The sequence below is a fragment of the Photorhabdus stackebrandtii genome (assembly GCF_011189495.1).
In the GTDB taxonomy this organism is placed as follows: Bacteria; Pseudomonadota; Gammaproteobacteria; order Enterobacterales; family Enterobacteriaceae; genus Photorhabdus; species Photorhabdus khanii.
The window spans coordinates 160,721-181,950 of record NZ_PUJV01000008.1 but is presented as its reverse complement, the minus strand read 5'-3'; the positions used below and the strand labels follow the sequence as shown (position 1 = coordinate 181,950).

Sequence of the window (21,230 nt, the reverse complement as noted above, 5' to 3'; positions counted from 1 at the left end):
TTATATTATTTATGAAATTAGCTTAATAAACCCCACCAATAAGAATAAATACCTAATATAATCTATTTCAATATATTTCCCAGAGATAAGAGCATCATTCTCTCTTTTACTTTTTACTTCCCTGCCGTTAAGCTATTCACATTGAGTTTAATGTATGGCGCTATCGTTTTGAACTAGAAGCATTATTCCTGCAATTTGGATTATAATGACCTTATTGCTTTTTTCTCTTATTTTTTGGTTTATGCACAGATGAAAACTCGTAGAATGAACGGCATACGGCTGTTTAGTGCTGTAATTGATGCTTGCTGGAAAGAACCTTACTCTTTTACCCGTTTAATTAAAGATATGATTGCCGGTATTACTGTCGGTATTATCGCTATCCCACTCGCGATGGCGCTGGCTATCGGCAGTGGTGTCGCACCACAATACGGGCTTTACACCGCCGCTATCGCCGGCATTGTTATCGCGGTAACCGGCGGATCACGCTACAGTGTTTCCGGCCCCACAGCCGCTTTCGTGGTCATTCTCTATCCGGTATCTCAGCAATTTGGCCTGAGTGGTTTGCTCATTGCAACATTAATGTCGGGAATTATTCTGCTGGTGATGGGGTTAGCCCGCTTTGGTAAATTAATAGAGTATATTCCTCTACCGGTGACACTGGGTTTTACTTCTGGGATCGCCATCACTATCGCAACCATGCAGGTAAAAGATTTTTTTGGTCTGCAATTGGAACATGTACCAGAAAGTTATATCGATAAGGTTGCCGCGCTGTTTCAGGCACTGCCAACGCTGCATTTAAGTGATACGCTGATTGGCCTGGCGACGCTTTCAGTTCTGATTTACTGGCCTAAGCTTGGGCTGAAATTACCCGGACATCTTCCAGCCTTGATCGCGGGAACCGCCGTGATGGGGATCATGAATTTATTTGGTCAGGATGTTGTGACTATCGGTTCTGAATTCAGTTATATATTGAATGATGGTACGCAAGGTCAAGGTATCCCGCCTATCCTTCCTCAATTCGTTTTACCGTGGCGTTTACCCGATATGGGTTCTCATCACGTTGATATCAGTTGGGCAACAGTTTCAGCTTTATTGCCTGCGGCCTTTTCAATGGCAATGTTGGGTGCTATTGAATCACTGCTTTGCGCCGTGGTTTTGGATGGTATGACAGGTAAAAAGCACCACTCAAACAGTGAATTAATTGGTCAGGGGTTGGGAAATATCGCTGTACCGTTCTTCGGTGGTATTACAGCTACCGCTGCCATTGCCCGATCAGCAGCAAACATCAGAGCCGGCGCAACGTCACCTGTTTCCGCCATTGTTCACTCTCTGCTGGTGTTATTAACTTTACTGGCATTGGCGCCAATGCTCTCCTATCTTCCGCTAGCCGCCATGTCCGCCCTGTTGCTCATGGTCGCCTGGAATATGAGCGAGATACATAAAGTTATCGATCTGATCCGCCGTGCGCCAAGGGATGACATTATTGTGTTGGTTCTTTGCATGTCGCTCACGGTGCTGTTTGATATGGTCATCGCTATTACGATCGGTATCGTGTTAGCCTCACTGCTGTTTATGCGTCGAATCGCCAATATGACCCGCATCAGCCAATTGCCACAAACAAATGGGGATAAAGATCTGTTGGTTGTGCGTATCAATGGCCCGTTATTCTTCGCTGCGGCTGAACGTATCTTTACAGAATTAAAGGAAGCAAGCGCAGGTTATCAGACGATCCTCATGCAATGGGATGCCGTTCCTGTATTGGATGCAGGTGGGCTGCACGCTTTTCAGCGCTTTATTGATGAAGTGGGTAAGGATAAATATATTGCTGTTTGCGATATTCCCTTTCAGCCTTTAAAAACACTGGCCAGAGCCAAAGTTCAATTGGTTGAAAATCATCTCAGTTTCCATGCAACATTGCCACGGGCAATGGAAGAATTGAATTTCAATTGAAAAATGGATGACTGAAACCACTAGAAATAAGAGTTTAGCCAGCCTGTTACCAATAATGGCGCTGTAAACCAGCGCCAAACACATTCATCATGTGATATCACCAGATTATTTACTGGTATCCAGTTGAGAGAAGTTTTTCACCACGTCATCAATCGCTTTCATCTGGATCAGGAATGGCTCAAGCTTTGCCAACGGCAATGCTGACGGGCCATCACACATCGCATTTACCGGATCGGGATGAGCTTCAAGGAACAAGCCGGCAATACCGACAGCCATTCCCGCACGCGCCAGTTCAGCAACCTGAGCACGACGACCACCAGACGCGGCACCAAACGGATCACGGCATTGCAGTGAATGAGTCACATCAAAAATCACAGGATGCCCCCCCGTGGCCTGGACCATGACATTGAAACCCAGCATATCCACAACCAAATTGTCATAACCAAAGTTGCTGCCACGATCACACAAGATCACCTGATCGTTGCCGCCTTCTTTGAATTTTTCAACAATATTCCCCATCTGGGCTGGGCTGATAAATTGTGGCTTTTTAACGTTAATCACCGCGCCGGTACGGGCCATTGCCTCAACCAAATCAGTCTGACGCGCCAGAAATGCCGGAAGTTGGATCACATCAACCACTTCCGCCACCGCCTGTGCCTGTACCGGCTCATGCACGTCAGTAATAATTTTCACACCAAAAGTTTGTTTCAGCTCCTGAAAAATCTTCATTCCCTCTTCCAGCCCAGGGCCACGGTAAGAGTGAATTGATGAGCGGTTTGCTTTATCAAAGGACGCTTTGAAAACATAAGGAATGCCCAGTTTTTGTGTCACTGTCACATAGTGCTCACAAATACTCATGGCCAAATCCCGTGACTCAAGGACATTCATACCACCAAAGAGAACAAACGGCAGATCGTTAGCGACCTTGATATCACCAATATTAACCACTTTCTGTTGCATACTTATACCTTCTGTTAAGGGCAAATAAATTAACCAGATAAATCAGTGCAGAGCAATATCAGTGCAACACAACATATTGCTGCTCAATGGAGTATATCTGCATTCTGATCATTTCTACGACCGGATCTTCCGGGCAATGCTCGACAAAATAATTTAAATCAGAAACTGCAATATGATTACAATCAAGCTCGGCGTAAATAAGCCCTCTATCACGTATTTCATATGGGTCATCGGGATCAAACATCAGAACGGCTTCACTGGCTTTCAGCGCCAACTCCAACTGCCCTTCTTCCATTAACGCGATTTTTATGGTCTCCAGCACTTTGCGTATCATGCTGATATTATCAGCTTCCTGCAAATCATCCGCTGTCAATTCAGCTGTCTGGCTGATATTACCTTTTAGCCACACATCAAGTATATATTCACTCAGCACTTCACCATTGGTTGGATTAATAAACCTCACCGGTTTATCCGGGCAATCAATACGCAGAATCAATTGTGTCGGAAAAACAACCGGCATAAAGGGCAGTTCTAAAGCCTGAGCAATATGGATAAGAATGATGCCTAAAACAGCAGGAGAACCTTGGCGGGTTTGCAGTACTTTATCCAACCACAATGTATCTGACTGACAATAAACACCACTGGCACCGCCGAATTTCCAGTTCTGGTAAAACAGCTTGAGTAATTTTTCCAGCTGTTCCTCTCTATTCATTTGTGGAGATATTTCACGCCTGGCTTCATCAGTCAATACCTGAAGCTGCATCTCTACTGAGTTCTGAGGAAAGTCGGAGCGAATGGCTCCGGATATTAACAGAATACCGCTACTTAAAGATGCGTTATTAAATTCATAATCAGCTATGGCTTTCATCACTTTTCCACTGACCCAGTGTTATTCGCTCATTACCGCCATAATCCTGAAAAGTAGCCACCTGCTGATAACCACTCTCAGAAAACAGGCTTCTTACAACGTCTCCCTGTTTCCAACCATGCTCCAGCAACAACCATCCATCAGGTAACAGAAAATTACGCGACAAATTAATAATTGTATTTAGATCGGCCGTTCCCTGTTCTGCCGCAATTAATGCACTCTCCGGTTCAAATCGCACATCACCTTGAAACAGATGTGGATCGGCTTCATCAATGTAAGGCGGATTACTCACAATCATAGCAAATTGTTGATTATTCAACGAAGAGAACCAATTGCTTTGCAGAAAATCCACATTTTGTATTTTCAGTTTTTCAGCGTTACCCTGCGCCAAAATAACCGCATCAGGATTGATATCAACCCCAGTAATCTGGCAATCGGGGCGCTCACTGGCAATCGCCAGCGCAATCGCACCGGTTCCGGTTCCCAAATCCAGAATGTGACAAGGTGCCGGTGCAAGCCGTTCAAGCGCTTTTTCAACCAGACACTCCGTGTCAGGTCGCGGGATCAATGTGGCAGGCGAAACATTTAATGGCAACGACCAGAATTCACGTTCGCCGATAATGTAAGCAATAGGTTCACCTTTTACCCGGCGAGCCAGTAACGTTTCAAGCTGGCTGAACTGCTCTGAACAGAGTTGCGTTTCCCCAAATGCCAATAGGTAAGTTCGGGAATGGCGAGTGACGAGCCCCAACAAAATCTCCGCATCCCGTTTAGGGCTGTCACTGGCTGATAACTGTATTGTGGCTTGTTTAAGCCAGGAGTGATAATCCATCAATCCTGCTCTGACAACGCTGATAATTGATCGGCCTGATATTCATTAACGATCGGCTGAACAAGCATATCCAGTTTGCCTTCCATCACTTCATCAAGACGGTACAAGGTCAAGTTAATACGATGATCCGTCACCCGTCCTTGCGGGAAGTTGTAAGTACGATTGCGATCTGAACGATCACCGGAACCCAGCAAGTTACGGCGCTCCGAGGCTTCTGCTTCCTGGCGCTTACGCACCTCAGCAGCACGAATACGCGCGGCCAATACCGACATCGCTTTCGCTTTGTTTTTATGCTGAGAACGCTCATCCTGACACTCAACGACAATACCGGTTGGAATATGCGTGATACGGATAGCTGAATCCGTAGTGTTGACGTGCTGACCACCGGCACCAGACGAACGGAACGTATCAATACGCAAATCACTTGGGCTGATTTCTGGCAATTCTGCTTCTGGAATCTCCGGCAAAACCGCAACGGTACAGGCAGAAGTGTGAATGCGCCCTTGCGATTCAGTTTCCGGTACACGCTGAACACGATGACCACCAGATTCAAATTTCAGATGACCATAAACCTGTTCGCCGGAAATTTTAGCGATAATTTCTTTATAACCACCATGCTCACCATCATTGGCGCTCATCACCTCAACTTTCCAACGACGGGATTCAGCATAACGGCTGTACATACGAAACAGATCCCCGGCAAAAATAGCCGCTTCATCACCCCCAGTTCCGGCGCGAACTTCAAGAAAACAGTTGCGTTCATCATCAGGATCTTTTGGTAGCAGCAACAATTGCAACTGCTGCTCTAACTCCTCATTACGAACCTTAGCGTCCTTGATCTCTTCCTGTGCCATTTCCCGCATTTCAAGGTCATCAAGCATTATTTCAGCGGCCTTAAGGTCATCCTGCACCGTACGCCAGACCTTAAAACAATTCGTCACATCGGTCAGTTGAGCATACTCCCGTGACAAAGCACGGAAACGTTCCTGATCAGCAATCACATCAGCATCGCTGAGGTGAGCCAAAACTTCTTCGTGACGTTCTTGTAATGCTTCCAATTTAGCAACAATAGAAGGCTTCATTCGTGATTTCAGACCCTATTCCGAGATATGGTTAATTATGTTTCAGCCCCAGGCTGTCACGTAATAAATTAAGACGCTCCAGATCACCATCGCTGGCAGCCTGCTGGAGTGATTTGGTAGGTGCATGCATCAGACGATTCGTCAATTGATGAGTTAATTGATTTATTGTCTGTTCTACGTCAGCCCCCTGGTTGATAGCAGCCAGCGCTTTAGCGGTCATTTCAACCCGCATCTGTTCTGCCTGAGCACGATATTCACGGATTGAGTTGACTGCGCCTTGTGAACGCAACCAGTCCATAAAATAACCGCTTTCCTGCTGAACAATATATTCAGCCTGAACAGCCGCCGCTTTGCGCTGTGCAAGATTGCGCTGAATAATTGCCTGCAAATCATCAACACTGTAGAGATAGACGTTATTCAATTTTTCCACATCAGGCTCTACATCGCGGGGAACTGCGATATCAACGAGCAACATCGGTTGGTTACGGCGTAACTTTAATGCACGTTCAACCATGCCTTTACCAATAATAGGCAAAGGGCTGGCGGTTGAACTGATGACAATATCAGCTTCGGCTAAACGTGTATCAATGTCAGGCAAAGTGATCACTTCCGCCTGAACTTCGTCAGCCAATACCTGCGCCTTCTCTCTCGTTCTGTTAGCAATCATCATATGGTGCACCCGATGCTCTTTCAGATGGCGGGCAACCAGTTCAATGGTTTCCCCTGCACCAACCAGCAAAATATTCAGTTCAGAAAGTGTTTCAAAAATCTGCCGCGCCAGGGTACACGCCGCAAAAGCAACGGAAACCGCATTTGAACCAATCTCTGTTTCAGTCCTGACGCGCTTGGCGACAGAAAATGATTTTTGAAACAATCGCTCCAACTCACTCGATAAAGAATGGCTGTCCTGCGACTCGGCAAATGCTCTCTTCACTTGCCCAAGGATCTGAGGTTCCCCAAGTACCAACGAATCCAACCCACTCGCTACTCTCATCAAGTGACTGACAGCTTCATTATCATGATGCCAGTAAATACTGGATTTTAGATCCCTGGGATTAAGCTGGTGGTATTCACACAGCCAGTTAATCAATTGTTCATACAGATTATCCTGCTGTTCTACACTGAGATAAAGCTCTGTACGGTTACACGTTGACAATACCACTCCCCCCCTCACCAGGGGTTGCTGGAGAAGGTTGTCGAGTGCTTCACTGATAGTGTCCGGTGAAAAAGTCACCCGTTCACGCAGGGATACAGGAGCGGTTTTATGGTTGATACCAAGTGCTAACAAAGTCATATTGAATTATCAGCAGGAAGGCAATTCATCGTAAAAAACATCTTGTTTTGATGAAATCATCACCCTTAATAAGGACTCTTAATTAGCTGTGCATTCTACTTGATACCTCCGTTCAATAAAAGACGCTCAACCACGTCTGATATCATTATTCAGGATATTTTTTGAGATTTAACTGGATTAATGCGCCATTCTTCACTATTAAGTGGTGTAAAAGTTTTCATGTTATTAATCAGAGATTGCCAATGAAGCCAATGCAAAAATTATCACTATTCCGTCTGCTGCCACTCTCTTGCGTGCTGTTGACCGCCTGTACATTAACGCAACCCGGTGGATACAGTTCGGCAGATTCCCCTCAGTGGCGGGCACACACACAACAACTACAGCAATTGAACCAATACCAGACCCGTGGATCTTTTGCCTATTTGGCTAATGAAAAGAAAGTTTATGCCCGCTTTTTCTGGCAACAATATAACCCTGAGCGCTACCGTTTATTATTGACAAACCCACTGGGCAGCACTGAATTAGAGCTGATCGTTCAGCCCGGTATGACGCAATTAACCGATAACCAGGGTAAAAAATATTTCAGTGATAATCCTGAAGAGATCATTTATCAACTCACCGATATGGATATTCCACTGGATAATCTGCGACATTGGATAACCGGTCTTCCTGGTGACGCAAAAGACTTCAAGCTGGATGCTAACTATCTGTTGAAAACTTTAAACTATCAACAACATGGCGCAACATGGCAGGTTAATTATCAATCTTACGATACTGCCACAACCCCCTCTCTTCCTGACCGTCTTGAACTGACTCAGGGCGATCGCCGCATTAAGCTGAAAATGGATAACTGGACCACAAAATAATGACGCTGACCTGGCCTTCACCCGCAAAACTTAACCTGTTTCTCTATATCACCGGTCGCCGCGCTGATGGTTATCACCAGTTACAAACCTTGTTTCAGTTTCTGGATTATGGTGATGAAATTACCATCACCCCACGTCAGGATAATGAAATCCGTTTACTGACGCCGGTAGAAGGCGTAGAGCATGATAATAACCTAATTGTTCGCGCGGCACGTCTGTTGCAATCCTACAGCCATCAACACGGTACCGGCATTACTCATCAAGGTGCAGATATCTGTATCAACAAGCGTCTGCCTATGGGCGGTGGGTTAGGCGGAGGTTCATCGAATGCCGCTACCGTACTGGTAGCCCTGAATGACCACTGGCAAACCAGCCTCACAGACGAGACACTGGCAACCCTCGGCGTCAGCCTTGGTGCTGATGTGCCAGTCTTTATTAAAGGCCACGCCGCATTTGCAGAAGGTATTGGTGAAATCCTGCACATAGCAAAGCCAGAAGAGAAGTGGTATCTGGTTGCTCACCCTGGGATTGAGATCCCAACTCTGCGTGTCTTCACAGATCCGGAATTAAAACGTGATACACCAATTCGCTCTCTGGCCGCATTATTACAGGCTCCGTACGCAAATGATTGCGAATCTCTTGTAAGAAAACGTTTTCGTAAGGTTGAACAGCTTCTTTCATGGCTGCTAGAATACGCGCCGTCACGCCTGACAGGGACCGGTGCATGTGTATTCGGTGAATTCGAATCAGAAGCATCGGCCCGTAAGGTGTTAAATCAAGCCCCTGAGTGGTTGCATGGTTTTGTTGCGCGTGGCGTCAACAATTCACCTTTGCACAGTTTCCGCTCTGGGATACCCGGTTATTGAACCAATGAATAGATACCGTTCATCTGAGCATTGGTCAACAATATCTCTCTGGACGCAAGCCTGAGGTTTTTCTCGTGCCCGATATGAAGCTTTTTGCTGGTAACGCCATCCCGGAACTAGCACAACGTGTTGCCAACCGCCTGTACACCAATCTTGGAGACGCTGCTGTCGGTCGTTTCAGCGACGGTGAAGTCAGCGTACAAATTAACGAAAATGTACGCGGTGGTGATATTTTCATCATCCAGTCCACTTGTGCACCGACCAACGACAACTTAATGGAATTGGTCGTTATGGTTGATGCACTGCGCCGTGCCTCCGCCGGACGTATTACCGCAGTCATCCCTTACTTCGGTTATGCCCGTCAGGACCGCCGGGTCCGTTCAGCCCGTGTGCCGATTACCGCAAAAGTTGTCGCAGACTTCCTGTCCAGTGTCGGCGTAGACCGCGTACTGACAGTTGATCTGCATGCTGAACAGATCCAAGGTTTCTTTGACGTTCCGGTTGATAACGTATTTGGCAGCCCGATTCTGCTGGAAGATATGTTGCAGCAAGAATTGGAAAACCCTATCGTCGTTTCCCCGGATATTGGTGGTGTAGTCCGCGCCCGCGCTATCGCTAAACTGCTGAATGACACAGATATGGCTATCATTGATAAACGCCGGCCACGCGCTAACGTTTCTCAGGTGATGCACATCATTGGTGATGTTGCTGGTCGCGACTGCGTACTGGTCGATGACATGATTGATACCGGCGGTACATTATGCAAAGCGGCTGAAGCATTGAAAGAACGTGGAGCCAAACGTGTATTTGCCTATGCAACTCACCCGATTTTCTCCGGCAACGCAGTGGACAACATCAAAAACTCGGTGATTGATGAAGTCATTGTCTGTGACACCATCCCATTGTCTGCTGAGATCAAGGCACTGAACAAGGTTCGCACTCTGACTTTATCCGGTATGTTAGCTGAAGCGATCCGCCGCATCAGTAATGAAGAGTCAATCTCTGCAATGTTTGAACACTAAGTTTCATCCATAATCGCCTTATAAGAAAAAACCCGTTGTCAAAAGCTTCAACGGGTTTTTTGCTTATCCAGAGACATAATAATATATCCCCATTAGCAAAAATTCTAACTAACACTGTTTTTGTTATGGATACCGATGATCACCACGACGATAACGCTCATCGTAATTTTTCAACCACCAGTAACGATCTGCCACACCTTCCCGGCCTCCCACACCGGCACCAGCTAACCAAACAAGAGCACCAATAAAAACTCCCAATAGCGCTGCTTCAGATAAAAATTCAGGCCAGCCAAAACCGAAGATATGGGGCAGTAATGTATAAGCCAGGCTGCTAACGATAGTCAACATACCAACACCCATTAATACATTACCAACTATGAAGGCACTCTGACGTTTCATACGTTACCTCCAACACACTTCGTGAACACTAAGAACTTAAAATCAGAAAGCTTATGTTTACTTAACACTATAGAGTATAGCTCTATTTGCTAAAAGGTCATTGCGGACGCGATCACAACTAACAGAGATTTAATCACAATGCCCTATTTATAGTGAGAAATAATATTAAAAAAAATAATGAGTTAGATAACCTGAACTTCATTTAAAAAGAAGTTCAGGTTTTAGCTGTCATATTGATATATAACAAAACTCGGCTATCAGGGATGTCGCATAACTCACCATCGTTGTAATACTGCTAGATATCCAAAGTATGTCGAATTTTGAGGAATATTATCAAGATTATTCATTGTAGAAGCTGTATTATTCCCAACAACAACCGGTTTTGTACTAATAACTTCTATACCCTATAGATTTCAAGATGCATCGCGACGGCAAGGGAGCGAATCCCCGGGAGCATAGCGAACTATGTGACCGGGGTGAGCGAGTGCAGCCAACAAAGAGGCAACTTGAAAGATAACGGGTATAAACCGAGATTTTCCACAAATACCTTTTTATCACGAATATCTGCACCATTTTGGTCTATTTAATTGAGCAGCGAGTTTAACTATATCACCATCGTCCAGAATATCATTACCGGAATATGTCGCGATAAAATTAGCCACAACAGATGCTATTGTCGACGATTGACGTAATGCTTTATTGAGCAAATGAACCATAATATTTTTTAGTGGAAAACCAACCTTCAAACTCGGGCTTTCTCCATATTTTTCTTGACTCACTACATTAGCATTATTACTAATGGAAAAAGCTTTAAAATCATTATTGTGACTCATACACCCTCCAAAATAAAATAATATTATTTCATAAATAGCATATTAAATTATTGTAAAAATCACCCCCAAAACTTCATTTCAATTATAGTCTAGCTTAGAAAAAGAATAATGGAATGTTGTTACAACTTAAATCACCAACTTAATGTTTCCTCACTTGCTATTACAATTGCGAAAATTATTAAATTAATTTTTACAATTTTACATAATGAAAATAACTTATTGATCGATAACCATCAGTAATCACTTAAAAGAAAGATCAATCAAACGGAACTTTGTACTCGTCGCACCTGACAGGTAAACTACCCCTCTTTGTTGTTTTTACTGTTAAAAGTGAAGAAGAATAGTGAGTAACATAAAATTAATTGTCGGTCTGGCGAATCCTGGTGCTGAATATGCCCAAACCCGGCACAACGCCGGGGCCTGGTACCTCGACCTGCTGGCGCGGAGCCACAATCAGCCATTGAAAGAAGAGAGTAAATTTTTCGGTTACACCACCCGGATTAATATATGCGGCCATGATGTTCGTCTGTTAGTCCCTACAACATTTATGAATCTCAGCGGTAAATCTGTCGCGGCCCTCGCCTCCTTCTACCGTATCCAACCAGATGAAATTCTGGTGGCACATGATGAACTCGATTTACCGCCGGGAGTGGCAAAAATGAAGCTGGGCGGAAGTCATGGCGGCCATAATGGTTTGAAAGATATCCAAAACAAATTTGGCAATAATCCTAACTTCTATCGCTTACGTATTGGTATCGGTCACCCAGGCGATAAAAATAAAGTTGTTGGTTTTGTATTGGGAAAACCACCAGCCAGTGAACAAAAACTGATTGATGACGCGATTGATGAAGCACTGCGCTGCACTGATATTCTGATGAAACAAGATATGGATAAAGCGATCAACCGATTGCACAGCTTCAAAGCCAGTGCCTGACGACACAGAATAGATAAATCCTATTTGCGGGATCGTGATAGCTCGCCATTCCGTGTATAATGGCGCCAATTTTTTTCTGATTTATCGAAAAGGCTACCCCAGTCTTTTGATTTATAAGTAATTTAAGGTGAAAATTTATGGGATTCAAATGCGGTATCGTTGGCTTGCCTAACGTCGGAAAATCAACATTATTCAATGCGCTGACCAAAGCAGGTATCGAAGCAGCAAACTTCCCGTTCTGCACCATTGAACCAAATACCGGTGTAGTACCTATGCCCGATCCACGGCTTGAGCAACTGGCGCAAATTGTAAAACCTCAACGTATCCTACCGACCACAATGGAATTCGTCGATATTGCCGGTCTGGTGAAAGGCGCATCAAAAGGTGAAGGTCTGGGCAACCAATTTCTGACTAATATTCGTGAAACGGAAGCTATCGGCCATGTTGTGCGTTGCTTCGTTAACGACAATATCATTCACGTTTCCGGTCAGGTTGACCCTGCCGCTGATATTGAGATCATCAATACAGAACTGGCACTTTCCGATCTGGATACTTGTGAGCGAGCCATTCATCGCGTCCAGAAAAAAGCCAAAGGTGGCGATAAAGATGCCAAAGCTGAACTGGAAGCATTGGAAAAATGCCTGCCACATCTGGAACAAGCCGGTATGTTGCGGGCATTGGACCTCAGCGCTGAAGAAAAAGCCGCTATCCGCTATTTGAGTTTCCTGACGCTGAAACCCACGATGTACATTGCTAACGTCAACGAAGAGGGTTTTGAAAATAATCCTCATCTGGATATTGTTCGTGCAATCGCAGAACAAGAGGGATCGGTGGTCGTCCCTGTTTGTGCTGCGGTAGAATCCGATATCGCAGAGCTGGAAGATGACGAACGCGAAGAGTTTATGGCTGAACTTGGTCTGGAAGAACCTGGTTTAAACCGCGTTATCCGCGCTGGTTATCAGTTATTGAATCTGCAAACTTACTTCACCGCCGGTGTGAAAGAAGTCCGGGCATGGACAATCCCTGTAGGCGCAACCGCACCGCAGGCTGCCGGTAAGATCCACACTGATTTCGAAAAAGGTTTTATCCGTGCGCAAACTATCGCTTTTGAAGATTTCATCACTTATAAAGGCGAACAAGGCGCAAAAGAAGCCGGTAAAATGCGTTCAGAAGGTAAGGAGTATATCGTTAAAGATGGCGATGTGATGAACTTCTTGTTTAATGTCTAAATATTTTTTTCTGTCTCATGACATCTCACGATGTTTCATGAGGATCAGAAAAACACTTAAAATCCACGCAGTTGCGTGGATTTTTATTTTCAATCTTCGATTAGCCCACCTTTCACCGGCAGGCCAATAGTGTAATCCCTCTTTCACGGACATCAGTGTTGGCGGGCAGTTTTCGCGTGTCAGTAACCAATCAACCGTAACCAGCAACTCAATTGTAGCTTGACGGCGTCGGTGTAACAAACCATCCCTTCCAGCAACGCAATCGGACGATGCTGATGAATAAGTGCCTTAATCCCCTTATCACAATTAATTGAATGCAAATTTTGCTTACTAAATGGAAAGTCTGCCTGAAATCCATCACTGTTGAACTTATCCAAATTTAATTTAAAGCCTTCTGTTATTCCAGAAGGCTCTTGAAATTTCGTCATTATCGCCATCCTACCTTTCATCTCTAATAACAATAAAACAAAATGAATCAAACTAAAAAAATATTTCAACCAAGAAGTTAATATAATTAACAACAATCCTTATTTGTAATTATTCATTTCAAATAAATATAAACAAAAAACAAACAAATATACAATTGATAGTAAAATAAATTATTAGCAGATATAAATGCATTATCCATCTGTATAATAAAGAGTTATTTTTATAATAATACTCTAAAAACAAATTTTATGATAATAAACTTTACATACTGTATTTTTAAACTATTATGGAAATATCATAGATGCAATTTCTATACAATGGACATAGATATTACCGGTTTTTAGAAAAAACATTTATTACACAAAATAAAACCATATCTTATTGATCTAAAATAAATTATATTTCCTGAAGACAGAATTAACCTGGATTAAAAATAAATATTCAATAGTTAATTAGATAAACTTATAAGGAAAATAATCATGAAGAATATATTAACCAGCTCTGACTATGAATTTAAAAAGGCTCAAAAGTGGCTGGAGTATATTAAACAAGGAAAACTAAGATACCTGAAAACACAGGAATATCCCGATAACATTTTTTCTCATTCCGCGGCACCTGAAAATCTTTCTGATGTGCAAAGCCCAGCCAGTATAGCAGCAACAAATGAATACTCAATATTTACAAAGAAATCTACTACATCATATAAATACCCAGTAAGCGTCACTGAGGGTTTGCAAACTATCATTAACTTATGTCGGATAGCTGCAGGTTATGACCCTTTAAAGCCTGAAGGTAATGGCAATGCGCAGAAGTTTATTGCATTCACAAAAGAAATAACGAATGTTCCATTTCTCTCTTTACTGTGGGCAGACTCAAGTATTGTGATTCAACAAAGCCATAATACCGATATCCTAATCGATTCTTTTGTTCAAGTCTTTAGAGGTCTATCTCCTCAGGATAAAATTACAATCAAAACCTATCTAAAAGCGCTGGCTAATACTGCTTTATCATATGCTGATGAAAAAGAAAGACAATCTAATTTCGTACAATACGCTCTTACTAAACCCCCAAATGGCGCTTCACTTATATTGTATTCCTCTGTGTTAACAATACAGAGAGTGAATAATAAAGGTACTATAAAATTCACATCTAGTTATAAACTTTCACAGGCAGAATATAATCTCAGTCAAGCATCATGGGAAAATGTAAGACCAACATTCGAGAAAGAAAATAAAATATCAATCGAATATTTAATTGATTGTATGACAACCAGACTAAAAACATAAATTAAAATATTTCTATAAGCAGATTAGTTGATCCAGATCAACGAAATTATTACAAATATATTTCGAGAGTATTTTAAATAAATTCCCAATGTTAATCATGGTTATCATATAAAATGACTAATTTCCAATAAAAAAATATAACGATGATATAATAAAAGAGATATATCATCAGAATATATGAAAATTACACATAAACAATCATTTATCAATGAGAAATAAATTAAATTACATACTATCCATCATCAATATTTTATAATGAAAAGCGTTCACTTATAGATATAATTGGCTCATAGAAAAGTGTGTTTATTAGTCGTTTAAAATCTATTAACGAAAGATTTTAAGATAAAACATAAGCTTACATAGGCATTGTTGCAAATAGGACTCAATATTGTTCCCTATTTTCAACAGTATTTTGACATTCAATATCTTGTTTAATAAACCTATAAAGGATAAAAATCATGGAAAATATCTTAAGCAATCCTGATTACGCAGTAAAAAAATCCCAAGAATGGATGGAACATATTGAGAAAGGAGGAACAAGGTTGCTGAAAGATTGGCAACACTCAGATAACATTTTCACAGATACTTCCGATCTTGAAGATTATTCCAAAGTACAAAGTCCAGCTAACGCCGCAGCTACAGAAAATTATACACTACTTGCAAAACAATCTGCTACATCATATAAATATCCGGTAAGCGTTACCGAAGGTCTGCAAACTATAGTCAATATATGTCGTGCAGTTTCAGATTATAATCCTTTAGATCCTGAAGGCAAAGGTAATAAAGAACACTTCTTTGCATTTACAAAAGAATTATCGGGTGTACCGATCCTTTCCTTAATATCAAAAAGCGTACAAAATGTTGTCCAAAAAAGCCGTAATATGGATGTTTTGATCAACTCTTTCCTGGAAAGCTTCCAAGGTTTAACTTATCTGGAGAGAGACCAGATGAGAACCCCCTTGAGACAACTGGCTCTCGCTGCGTTATCATATGCGGGTAAAAAGCAAACTCGATCTAATTTCGTACAAAACGTGCTTGCCACATCGTCAAGAGGTGTATCATGCTTCTTATATTGGTCTGAGTTTTCAATAATCGCTTTAGACGATAATAAAGGCACTATCGAATTCCAATCTACTTACCTTCTACCGCAAGCAGAATATCAACTGAGTTACGAAGCATGGAGAAATGCGCGGCCCGCATTCGAGAAAGCGCAGAAGGAAACATTAGAAGATTGGATTAACAATATGACAACCAGGAAGAAAGAAAAGAAGTAAGGGCACGTTGTATAGAATAAGTTGATATAGTGAAATAACTGACAAAACGGTGTCCGCAAATTCATCGTGGACACCATGATGAATATCTCTGATATAAAACACTTTATTAAAACAAGCAATAAATACAGTAATTACCCCCTTAGTTGGTCCAGTTCTCCACGCGAAGACCAGAAACTCGCTCAAATTCACGCACATTATTGGTGACGATAATCAGTCCTTGGCTTCTGGCATGTCCTGCTATCTGGTTGTCATAAGCCCCAATGCACAAACCATTGCGCTCAAGCTCTGCAATGACTTGACCTGAGTGCACAGCAGCCTTACTATCGAAATTCAGCACCTCCAACCTGGCAGCAAACTCCTCAATTAACTTCATATTGGCCTCTGGATTTCCTGATTTCTCCGCCCCTTTCACCAGTTCCATTAATGTCACAGTACTGATACACAGTTGACCATGATGGCGCAAAAAAGCTTCACGCACCTTCTGGGGCCGGTTATTGAAAGTGTAGATACAGATACAAGTATCAAGCATGTATTTCAGCATCAGAGCCCCTCACGCTCTTGCACTGGCGGCTGCTCACGTTCTGCCATAAAATCGGCAGTCACACCAGGACCGTCAAACCAACTGTCCCAAGACTCACCAGCGGGCGTGATAATACGGGTACGCCCCACAGCCACCACATCAACCCGTTTCACTTCTTCCGGTAGAGCTACAGCTTTGGGAAGTCGGACTGCTTGAGAACGGTTACTTTTAAATACTGTTGTTTGCGCCATAAGATCCTCCTCCATAGGGATATACTTCTTATATATCCATAATAAGCACCAGGAGAAATATGTCAAAGGGATATACCTGATTTTTTCTATTTAAGCACTCTATATGTGGCTTGCTCCTTCCTCTGTAGCGCTTGAACTAAGTTTCACCCTGACCAATGTGTTATAGTTATTATCCACATTCAGCCAATTAAAGTATGGCAAAGATGGCCTAAAGTCTGCATAGCACGTTCCATTTCCTCATTCCAATCAAAAGAGGCATTAAGACGAAAGGCATGGTTAAACTGTTGGCTGGTACAAAACATACTGCCAGGCGCAATACTGATCCCTTCCGCCAACGCCAGTTGATAAAGCCGCTCGGCACTGAACAGTGGCTCAAATTCCAGCCAGAGGAAATACCCGCCTTTCGGGCGATTCACTTTCACTGATGCAGGCATATAGTCACCAATCGCCCGTAGCATTTGGTGTTGACGCTGTTCCAATATACGGCGAAGACGGCGCAAATGTTTATCGTATCCCCCTTCGGCTAGATAATCGGCAATAGCCAGTTGTGTCGGCATGCTGGCAGAAACGGTACTCATCATTTGTAACTGCTGGATTTTTCTGGCGTGCTTTCCTGCCGCGACCCACCCCACCCGGAATCCGGGTGCCAGACATTTAGAAAACGAAGAACAATGCATAAAGTTGCTTTCACTGTCCAACCCTTTCGCCGGTACAGGCCGTTGCTGATCGAAATAGAGTTCACCATACACATCATCTTCAATCAGTACTATTTGGTTACTGTTAAGGATATTCACCAATCGTAATTTATTTTCGGCAGACATCGTTCCGCCCAATGGATTCTGGAAGTGAGTCATTAACCAGCAGGCTTTTACCGGATATTTTTGCAGTACTTCCTCCAACGCATCTAAATCAAGACCGTTTTGCGGATCGGTTTTTATTGCCACCGCTTTTAAGCGTAAACGCTCAATTGCCTGCAAAGCACCATAGAAAGCCGGTGATTCAATGACCACCCAATCACCCGGCTCAGTTACTGACTGCAAACTGAAACTCAATGATTCCATCGCACCGGCGGTAATGACAATTTCATCAGGAGAAACATGAATACCATGCATCGCGTAGCGGCGCGATATGTTACGGCGTAACTTATCGTTACCCGGTGGTAAGTTAGCTAAAGAGCTATGCGGCGCAATTCGCCTGGCGACTGCCGCTAACGCTTTGGTAAGTTTAGGCTGAATCAATAAGGATGGATCCGGGAATGCTGAACCAAAAGGAATAATCGAAGGATCTTTGCACGCTTGTAATACATCAAAAATAGAAGCGCTTATTTCTACGCTTTCGCTCAGATGTAATCGCTTTCCCCCTTTCGCCGCCGCAAATGGTTGTAAACGCTTGGTGACATAATAACCAGACTGAGGCCGGGAAGCGATCCATCCCTGACTTTCCAATAACTGATACGACTGAACAACCGTCATCAAACTCAAACCCGATAATTTCACTGACTCTCTCAGAGAAGGTAATCTATCGCCTACCAGCCAGGTACCATCTTCAATATGTTGCAGAATTTGCCTGGCAAATTGTTCATAACGCGTCATAAGTTCAGACCTCCGTGGAAACTGTTATAGTTAATATACAGAAAATTGTCACTATTATAGTTATTTTTTTCATGCTCTACTTACCCACATACTTTTCCTGCCTTTATTCAAACTAAAATAAGAGGTCACTATGTTTGGTTTAAGTGCCCTGGAACTGGCCAGAATTCAGTTCGCTTTTACTGTCTCCTTTCACATTATCTTTCCAGCAATCACGATTGGGCTGGCGAGTTTTTTAGCGGTACTGGAAGGATTATGGCTAAAAACCCGTCATAGTGATTACAAAGAGTTATATCACTTCTGGTCGAAAATTTTTGCCGTTAACTTCGGCATGGGCGTGGTTTCCGGCCTGGTTATGGCTTATCAATTCGGCACCAACTGGAGTTTTTTCTCCGAGTTTGCCGGTTCGATCACTGGCCCCTTGCTGACTTACGAAGTGCTGACCGCGTTCTTTCTTGAAGCGGGCTTTCTTGGCGTGATGCTATTTGGCTGGAACCGTGTGGGTGAGAAGTTACATTTTTTCGCCACCTGTATGGTTGCGCTAGGTACTCTAATATCCACCTTTTGGATACTGGCCTCCAACAGCTGGATGCAAACCCCACAAGGCCACGAAATTATCAATAATCAGGTCGTCCCCGTCGACTGGCTCGCAGTCATATTCAATCCCTCCTTTCCATACCGTCTGGCTCACATGTGTACTGCGGCATTCCTTGCCTCAGCATTCTTTGTTGCAGCTTCAGCGGCATGGCATTTATTAAAAGGCAATGACTCGACAGCAATGAAAAAAATGCTCTCCATGTCGATGTGGATGATCCTGATTATTGCGCCTTTGCAGGCGTTGATTGGTGATGCTCACGGTCTTAACACACTCAAGCATCAACCCGCTAAAGTCGCGGCAATGGAAGGCCATTGGGAAAATCGTCCCGGCGAAGCGACTCCGCTGATCCTGTTCGGTATTCCTGATATGGAACGGGAAGAGACGCATTATGCCGTGGAGATCCCATATCTCGCCAGCCTGATTTTGACTCACAGCATCGATAAACAGGTTCCTGCTCTTAAAGAGTTTCCACCGGAAGACAGACCAAATGCCCTGATGGTTTTCTGGTCATTCAGAGTGATGGTCGGCCTGGGTATGCTGATGATCATTGCCGGTTGCTGGGGACTCTGGTTACGTTATAAGCAACGGCTTTACCAATCAAAACCCTTCCTGCGTTTTATATTTTTGATGGCACCTTCCGGCCTGATCGCCATTCTTGCCGGCTGGTTTACCACAGAAATAGGCCGTCAACCATGGGTGGTTTATGGTCTGTTACGCACTAAAGACGCTGTATCCGCACACGGTGAAATCCATATGAGCATCAGCCTGTTGCTGTTTATCGTGGTTTATAGCTCGGTATTTGGTGTGGGTTACGCCTATATGATGAAACTTATCCGCAAAGGCCCCAAAAAGGAGTTAGAAAATGGGTATTGATCTGCCGTTAATCTGGTTCATCATCATTGTGTTCAGCACCATGATGTACATTGTCATGGATGGTTTTGATCTTGGGATTGGGCTGCTCTATCCCACGGTTAAAAGCGACAGCGACCGTGATTTAATGATGAACAGTGTCGCCCCCGTCTGGGATGGTAACGAAACCTGGCTGGTACTTGGGGGTGCGGGTTTATTCGGTGCTTTTCCTCTGGCTTATGCCGTTATACTTGATGCACTGACGATTCCCCTGACATTAATGCTATTTGGCCTGATATTCCGTGGCGTCGCCTTTGAGTTTCGTTTTAAATCCGCGCCTGAGCATCGTCATATCTGGGATAAAGCCTTTATCGGTGGTTCTGTGATTGCCACCTTCGTTCAGGGAGTTGTGGTTGGTGCCTTTATTCAGGGGTTCCCTGTTGAAAACCGGGCTTATGCCGGTGGCTATTTTGACTGGTTCTCACCGTTCCCGCTGTTCTGTGGCTTTGGGCTTATCGTTGCTTACACCCTGTTAGGCTGCGGCTGGCTGATTATGAAAACCGAAGGCCATCTGCAACAGGCGATGTACCGTGTAGCCCGCCCACTCATTCTTCTGATGCTAGCTGTCATCGCCATTATCAGTTTGTGGACACCATTAATCCATCCGGCAATTGCGGAACGTTGGTTCAGCTTACCTAATTTATTGTTCTTCCTCCCTGTACCGCTGTTAGTGGTATGGTCGGGCTGGAAACTATTGCGCTCCATCAAACGCAAAACCCATTACACACCGTTTCTATTAGCGCTGTTGCTGGTTTTCCTTGGCTACAGTGGATTGGGCATCAGTATTTGGCCTAACCTGATCCCACCGACAATCAGCTATGAAGCAGCCGCGGCACCACAACAAAGTTTAGGTTTTATGCTGGTTGGCGCCCTGCTGATTATCCCAGCGATCCTGGTTTATACCTATTGGAGCTACTACGTTTTCCGGGGGAAAGTGAACCATGAACAAGGCTACCACTAATCAAAATATCCAACGCCCTTCTGTATGGAAACGGATAGGCTGGATGGCGATAATCTGGCTTTGCAGTGTGATGGCGCTTTTTGCTGTCTCCACACTATTTCGCCTTCTGATGACAGCAGCAGGCATGAAATTAAAGTAATTGTTAACACTATTTAATAATTTGAGCTAAAGTTTTCATCAGTATTGCAGAACGGAATCTTAATCTGATGAAAACAAGTTCAAATAACACTATCTTCAAAAACCAAAAGTTGTTTGTAATCAACTCTATTATAAATTTA

The 21,230-nt window shown here is 43.5% G+C and carries 22 protein-coding genes; 11 read left to right on the top strand and 11 right to left on the bottom strand.

Going from position 1 to position 21,230, the window contains the following annotated elements; all coding sequences use genetic code 11:
- Positions 1-249 precede the first annotated feature (249 nt).
- On the top strand, positions 250-1,950 hold the full coding sequence (gene dauA, locus C5470_RS09485) for a C4-dicarboxylic acid transporter DauA (RefSeq protein ID WP_166288153.1): 1,701 nt from the start codon (positions 250-252) through the stop codon (positions 1,948-1,950).
- A gap of 105 nt (positions 1,951-2,055) precedes the next feature.
- Here dauA and kdsA read toward each other — a convergent pair whose 3' ends face one another.
- From kdsA to hemA, 5 genes are read right to left on the bottom strand one after another with little or no spacing between them, the layout of a single operon-like run.
- Positions 2,056-2,910: a 3-deoxy-8-phosphooctulonate synthase gene (gene kdsA, locus C5470_RS09480; protein WP_036847630.1), complete on the bottom strand. Its 855-nt coding sequence runs from the start codon at positions 2,908-2,910 to the stop codon at positions 2,056-2,058.
- 58 nt (positions 2,911-2,968) lie between these two features.
- Positions 2,969-3,778 carry an invasion regulator SirB1 gene (sirB1, locus tag C5470_RS09475; RefSeq protein WP_036847632.1) on the bottom strand — a complete coding sequence of 270 codons (810 nt, stop codon included), beginning with the start codon at positions 3,776-3,778 and terminating at the stop codon, positions 2,969-2,971.
- The gene (gene prmC, locus C5470_RS09470) at positions 3,762-4,610 is read right to left on the bottom strand and encodes a peptide chain release factor N(5)-glutamine methyltransferase (RefSeq protein ID WP_036847635.1); all 849 of its coding nucleotides are present in this window, start codon (positions 4,608-4,610) and stop codon (positions 3,762-3,764) included. The genes sirB1 and prmC overlap by 17 nt, the downstream gene beginning before the upstream one ends.
- Positions 4,610-5,692, bottom strand: coding sequence for a peptide chain release factor 1 (gene prfA, locus C5470_RS09465; protein ID WP_166288150.1), 1,083 nt, complete (start codon positions 5,690-5,692; stop codon positions 4,610-4,612). Before prfA ends, prmC begins: the two co-directional genes overlap by 1 nt.
- A gap of 31 nt (positions 5,693-5,723) precedes the next feature.
- Positions 5,724-6,986 (bottom strand): glutamyl-tRNA reductase, encoded by a 1,263-nt coding sequence (hemA, locus tag C5470_RS09460; RefSeq protein WP_036847640.1) that lies wholly within the window; start codon positions 6,984-6,986, stop codon positions 5,724-5,726.
- 242 nt (positions 6,987-7,228) lie between these two features.
- Here hemA and lolB point away from each other — a divergent pair, with 242 nt between their 5' ends.
- The 3 genes from lolB (at position 7,229) to prs (ending at position 9,740) form a co-directional block, all read left to right on the top strand.
- The gene (lolB, locus tag C5470_RS09455) at positions 7,229-7,852 is read left to right on the top strand and encodes a lipoprotein insertase outer membrane protein LolB (RefSeq protein WP_081738247.1); all 624 of its coding nucleotides are present in this window, start codon (positions 7,229-7,231) and stop codon (positions 7,850-7,852) included.
- The gene (gene ispE / locus C5470_RS09450; protein WP_036847642.1) at positions 7,852-8,718 is read left to right on the top strand and encodes a 4-(cytidine 5'-diphospho)-2-C-methyl-D-erythritol kinase; all 867 of its coding nucleotides are present in this window, start codon (positions 7,852-7,854) and stop codon (positions 8,716-8,718) included. Before lolB ends, ispE begins: the two co-directional genes overlap by 1 nt.
- Positions 8,719-8,792: 74 nt before the next feature.
- Positions 8,793-9,740 carry a ribose-phosphate diphosphokinase gene (gene prs / locus C5470_RS09445; RefSeq protein ID WP_036847644.1) on the top strand — a complete coding sequence of 316 codons (948 nt, stop codon included), beginning with the start codon at positions 8,793-8,795 and terminating at the stop codon, positions 9,738-9,740.
- 123 nt (positions 9,741-9,863) lie between these two features.
- Here prs and ychH read toward each other — a convergent pair whose 3' ends face one another.
- Both ychH and C5470_RS09435 read right to left on the bottom strand, forming a co-directional pair.
- On the bottom strand, positions 9,864-10,139 hold the full coding sequence (gene ychH, locus C5470_RS09440) for a stress-induced protein YchH (protein WP_021325124.1): 276 nt from the start codon (positions 10,137-10,139) through the stop codon (positions 9,864-9,866).
- Between the two features lie 554 nt (positions 10,140-10,693).
- Positions 10,694-10,972 carry a hypothetical protein gene (locus C5470_RS09435; RefSeq protein ID WP_242687867.1) on the bottom strand — a complete coding sequence of 93 codons (279 nt, stop codon included), beginning with the start codon at positions 10,970-10,972 and terminating at the stop codon, positions 10,694-10,696.
- Positions 10,973-11,315: 343 nt separating this feature from the next.
- On the opposite strand from C5470_RS09435, the gene pth reads away from it, so the two are divergent.
- Positions 11,316-11,906 carry an aminoacyl-tRNA hydrolase gene (gene pth, locus C5470_RS09430; protein ID WP_166288147.1) on the top strand — a complete coding sequence of 197 codons (591 nt, stop codon included), beginning with the start codon at positions 11,316-11,318 and terminating at the stop codon, positions 11,904-11,906.
- A gap of 137 nt (positions 11,907-12,043) precedes the next feature.
- Positions 12,044-13,135, top strand: coding sequence for a redox-regulated ATPase YchF (ychF, locus tag C5470_RS09425; RefSeq protein ID WP_166288144.1), 1,092 nt, complete (start codon positions 12,044-12,046; stop codon positions 13,133-13,135).
- 179 nt (positions 13,136-13,314) lie between these two features.
- Here ychF and C5470_RS09420 read toward each other — a convergent pair whose 3' ends face one another.
- Positions 13,315-13,563 (bottom strand): hypothetical protein, encoded by a 249-nt coding sequence (locus C5470_RS09420; protein WP_166288141.1) that lies wholly within the window; start codon positions 13,561-13,563, stop codon positions 13,315-13,317.
- 480 nt (positions 13,564-14,043) lie between these two features.
- Here C5470_RS09420 and C5470_RS09415 point away from each other — a divergent pair, with 480 nt between their 5' ends.
- Together C5470_RS09415 and C5470_RS09410 are read left to right on the top strand one after the other, a co-directional pair.
- Positions 14,044-14,850, top strand: coding sequence for a hypothetical protein (locus tag C5470_RS09415; protein WP_166288138.1), 807 nt, complete (start codon positions 14,044-14,046; stop codon positions 14,848-14,850).
- Between the two features lie 458 nt (positions 14,851-15,308).
- Positions 15,309-16,124, top strand: coding sequence for a hypothetical protein (locus C5470_RS09410; protein ID WP_242687865.1), 816 nt, complete (start codon positions 15,309-15,311; stop codon positions 16,122-16,124).
- A 139-nt stretch (positions 16,125-16,263) separates the two neighbouring features.
- Here C5470_RS09410 and vapC read toward each other — a convergent pair whose 3' ends face one another.
- From vapC to C5470_RS09395, 3 genes are all read right to left on the bottom strand, one after another.
- Entirely contained in the window at positions 16,264-16,665 is a 402-nt protein-coding gene (gene vapC / locus C5470_RS09405) for a type II toxin-antitoxin system tRNA(fMet)-specific endonuclease VapC (protein WP_036847669.1), read from the bottom strand.
- The gene (vapB, locus tag C5470_RS09400) at positions 16,665-16,895 is read right to left on the bottom strand and encodes a type II toxin-antitoxin system VapB family antitoxin (RefSeq protein ID WP_166288135.1); all 231 of its coding nucleotides are present in this window, start codon (positions 16,893-16,895) and stop codon (positions 16,665-16,667) included. Before vapB ends, vapC begins: the two co-directional genes overlap by 1 nt.
- 179 nt (positions 16,896-17,074) lie before the next feature.
- Positions 17,075-18,487: an aminotransferase-like domain-containing protein gene (locus C5470_RS09395; RefSeq protein WP_166288132.1), complete on the bottom strand. Its 1,413-nt coding sequence runs from the start codon at positions 18,485-18,487 to the stop codon at positions 17,075-17,077.
- A gap of 130 nt (positions 18,488-18,617) precedes the next feature.
- Between C5470_RS09395 and C5470_RS09390 the strand changes: the two genes are divergently transcribed.
- The 3 genes from C5470_RS09390 to C5470_RS09380 are packed head-to-tail and all read left to right on the top strand — an operon-like array spanning position 18,618 to position 21,091.
- Positions 18,618-19,955 carry a cytochrome ubiquinol oxidase subunit I gene (locus C5470_RS09390; RefSeq protein ID WP_166288129.1) on the top strand — a complete coding sequence of 446 codons (1,338 nt, stop codon included), beginning with the start codon at positions 18,618-18,620 and terminating at the stop codon, positions 19,953-19,955.
- Entirely contained in the window at positions 19,945-20,952 is a 1,008-nt protein-coding gene (gene cydB, locus C5470_RS09385; protein ID WP_166288126.1) for a cytochrome d ubiquinol oxidase subunit II, read from the top strand. Before C5470_RS09390 ends, cydB begins: the two co-directional genes overlap by 11 nt.
- Positions 20,933-21,091: a DUF2474 domain-containing protein gene (locus C5470_RS09380; protein ID WP_133813203.1), complete on the top strand. Its 159-nt coding sequence runs from the start codon at positions 20,933-20,935 to the stop codon at positions 21,089-21,091. Before cydB ends, C5470_RS09380 begins: the two co-directional genes overlap by 20 nt.
- Positions 21,092-21,230 lie beyond the last annotated feature (139 nt).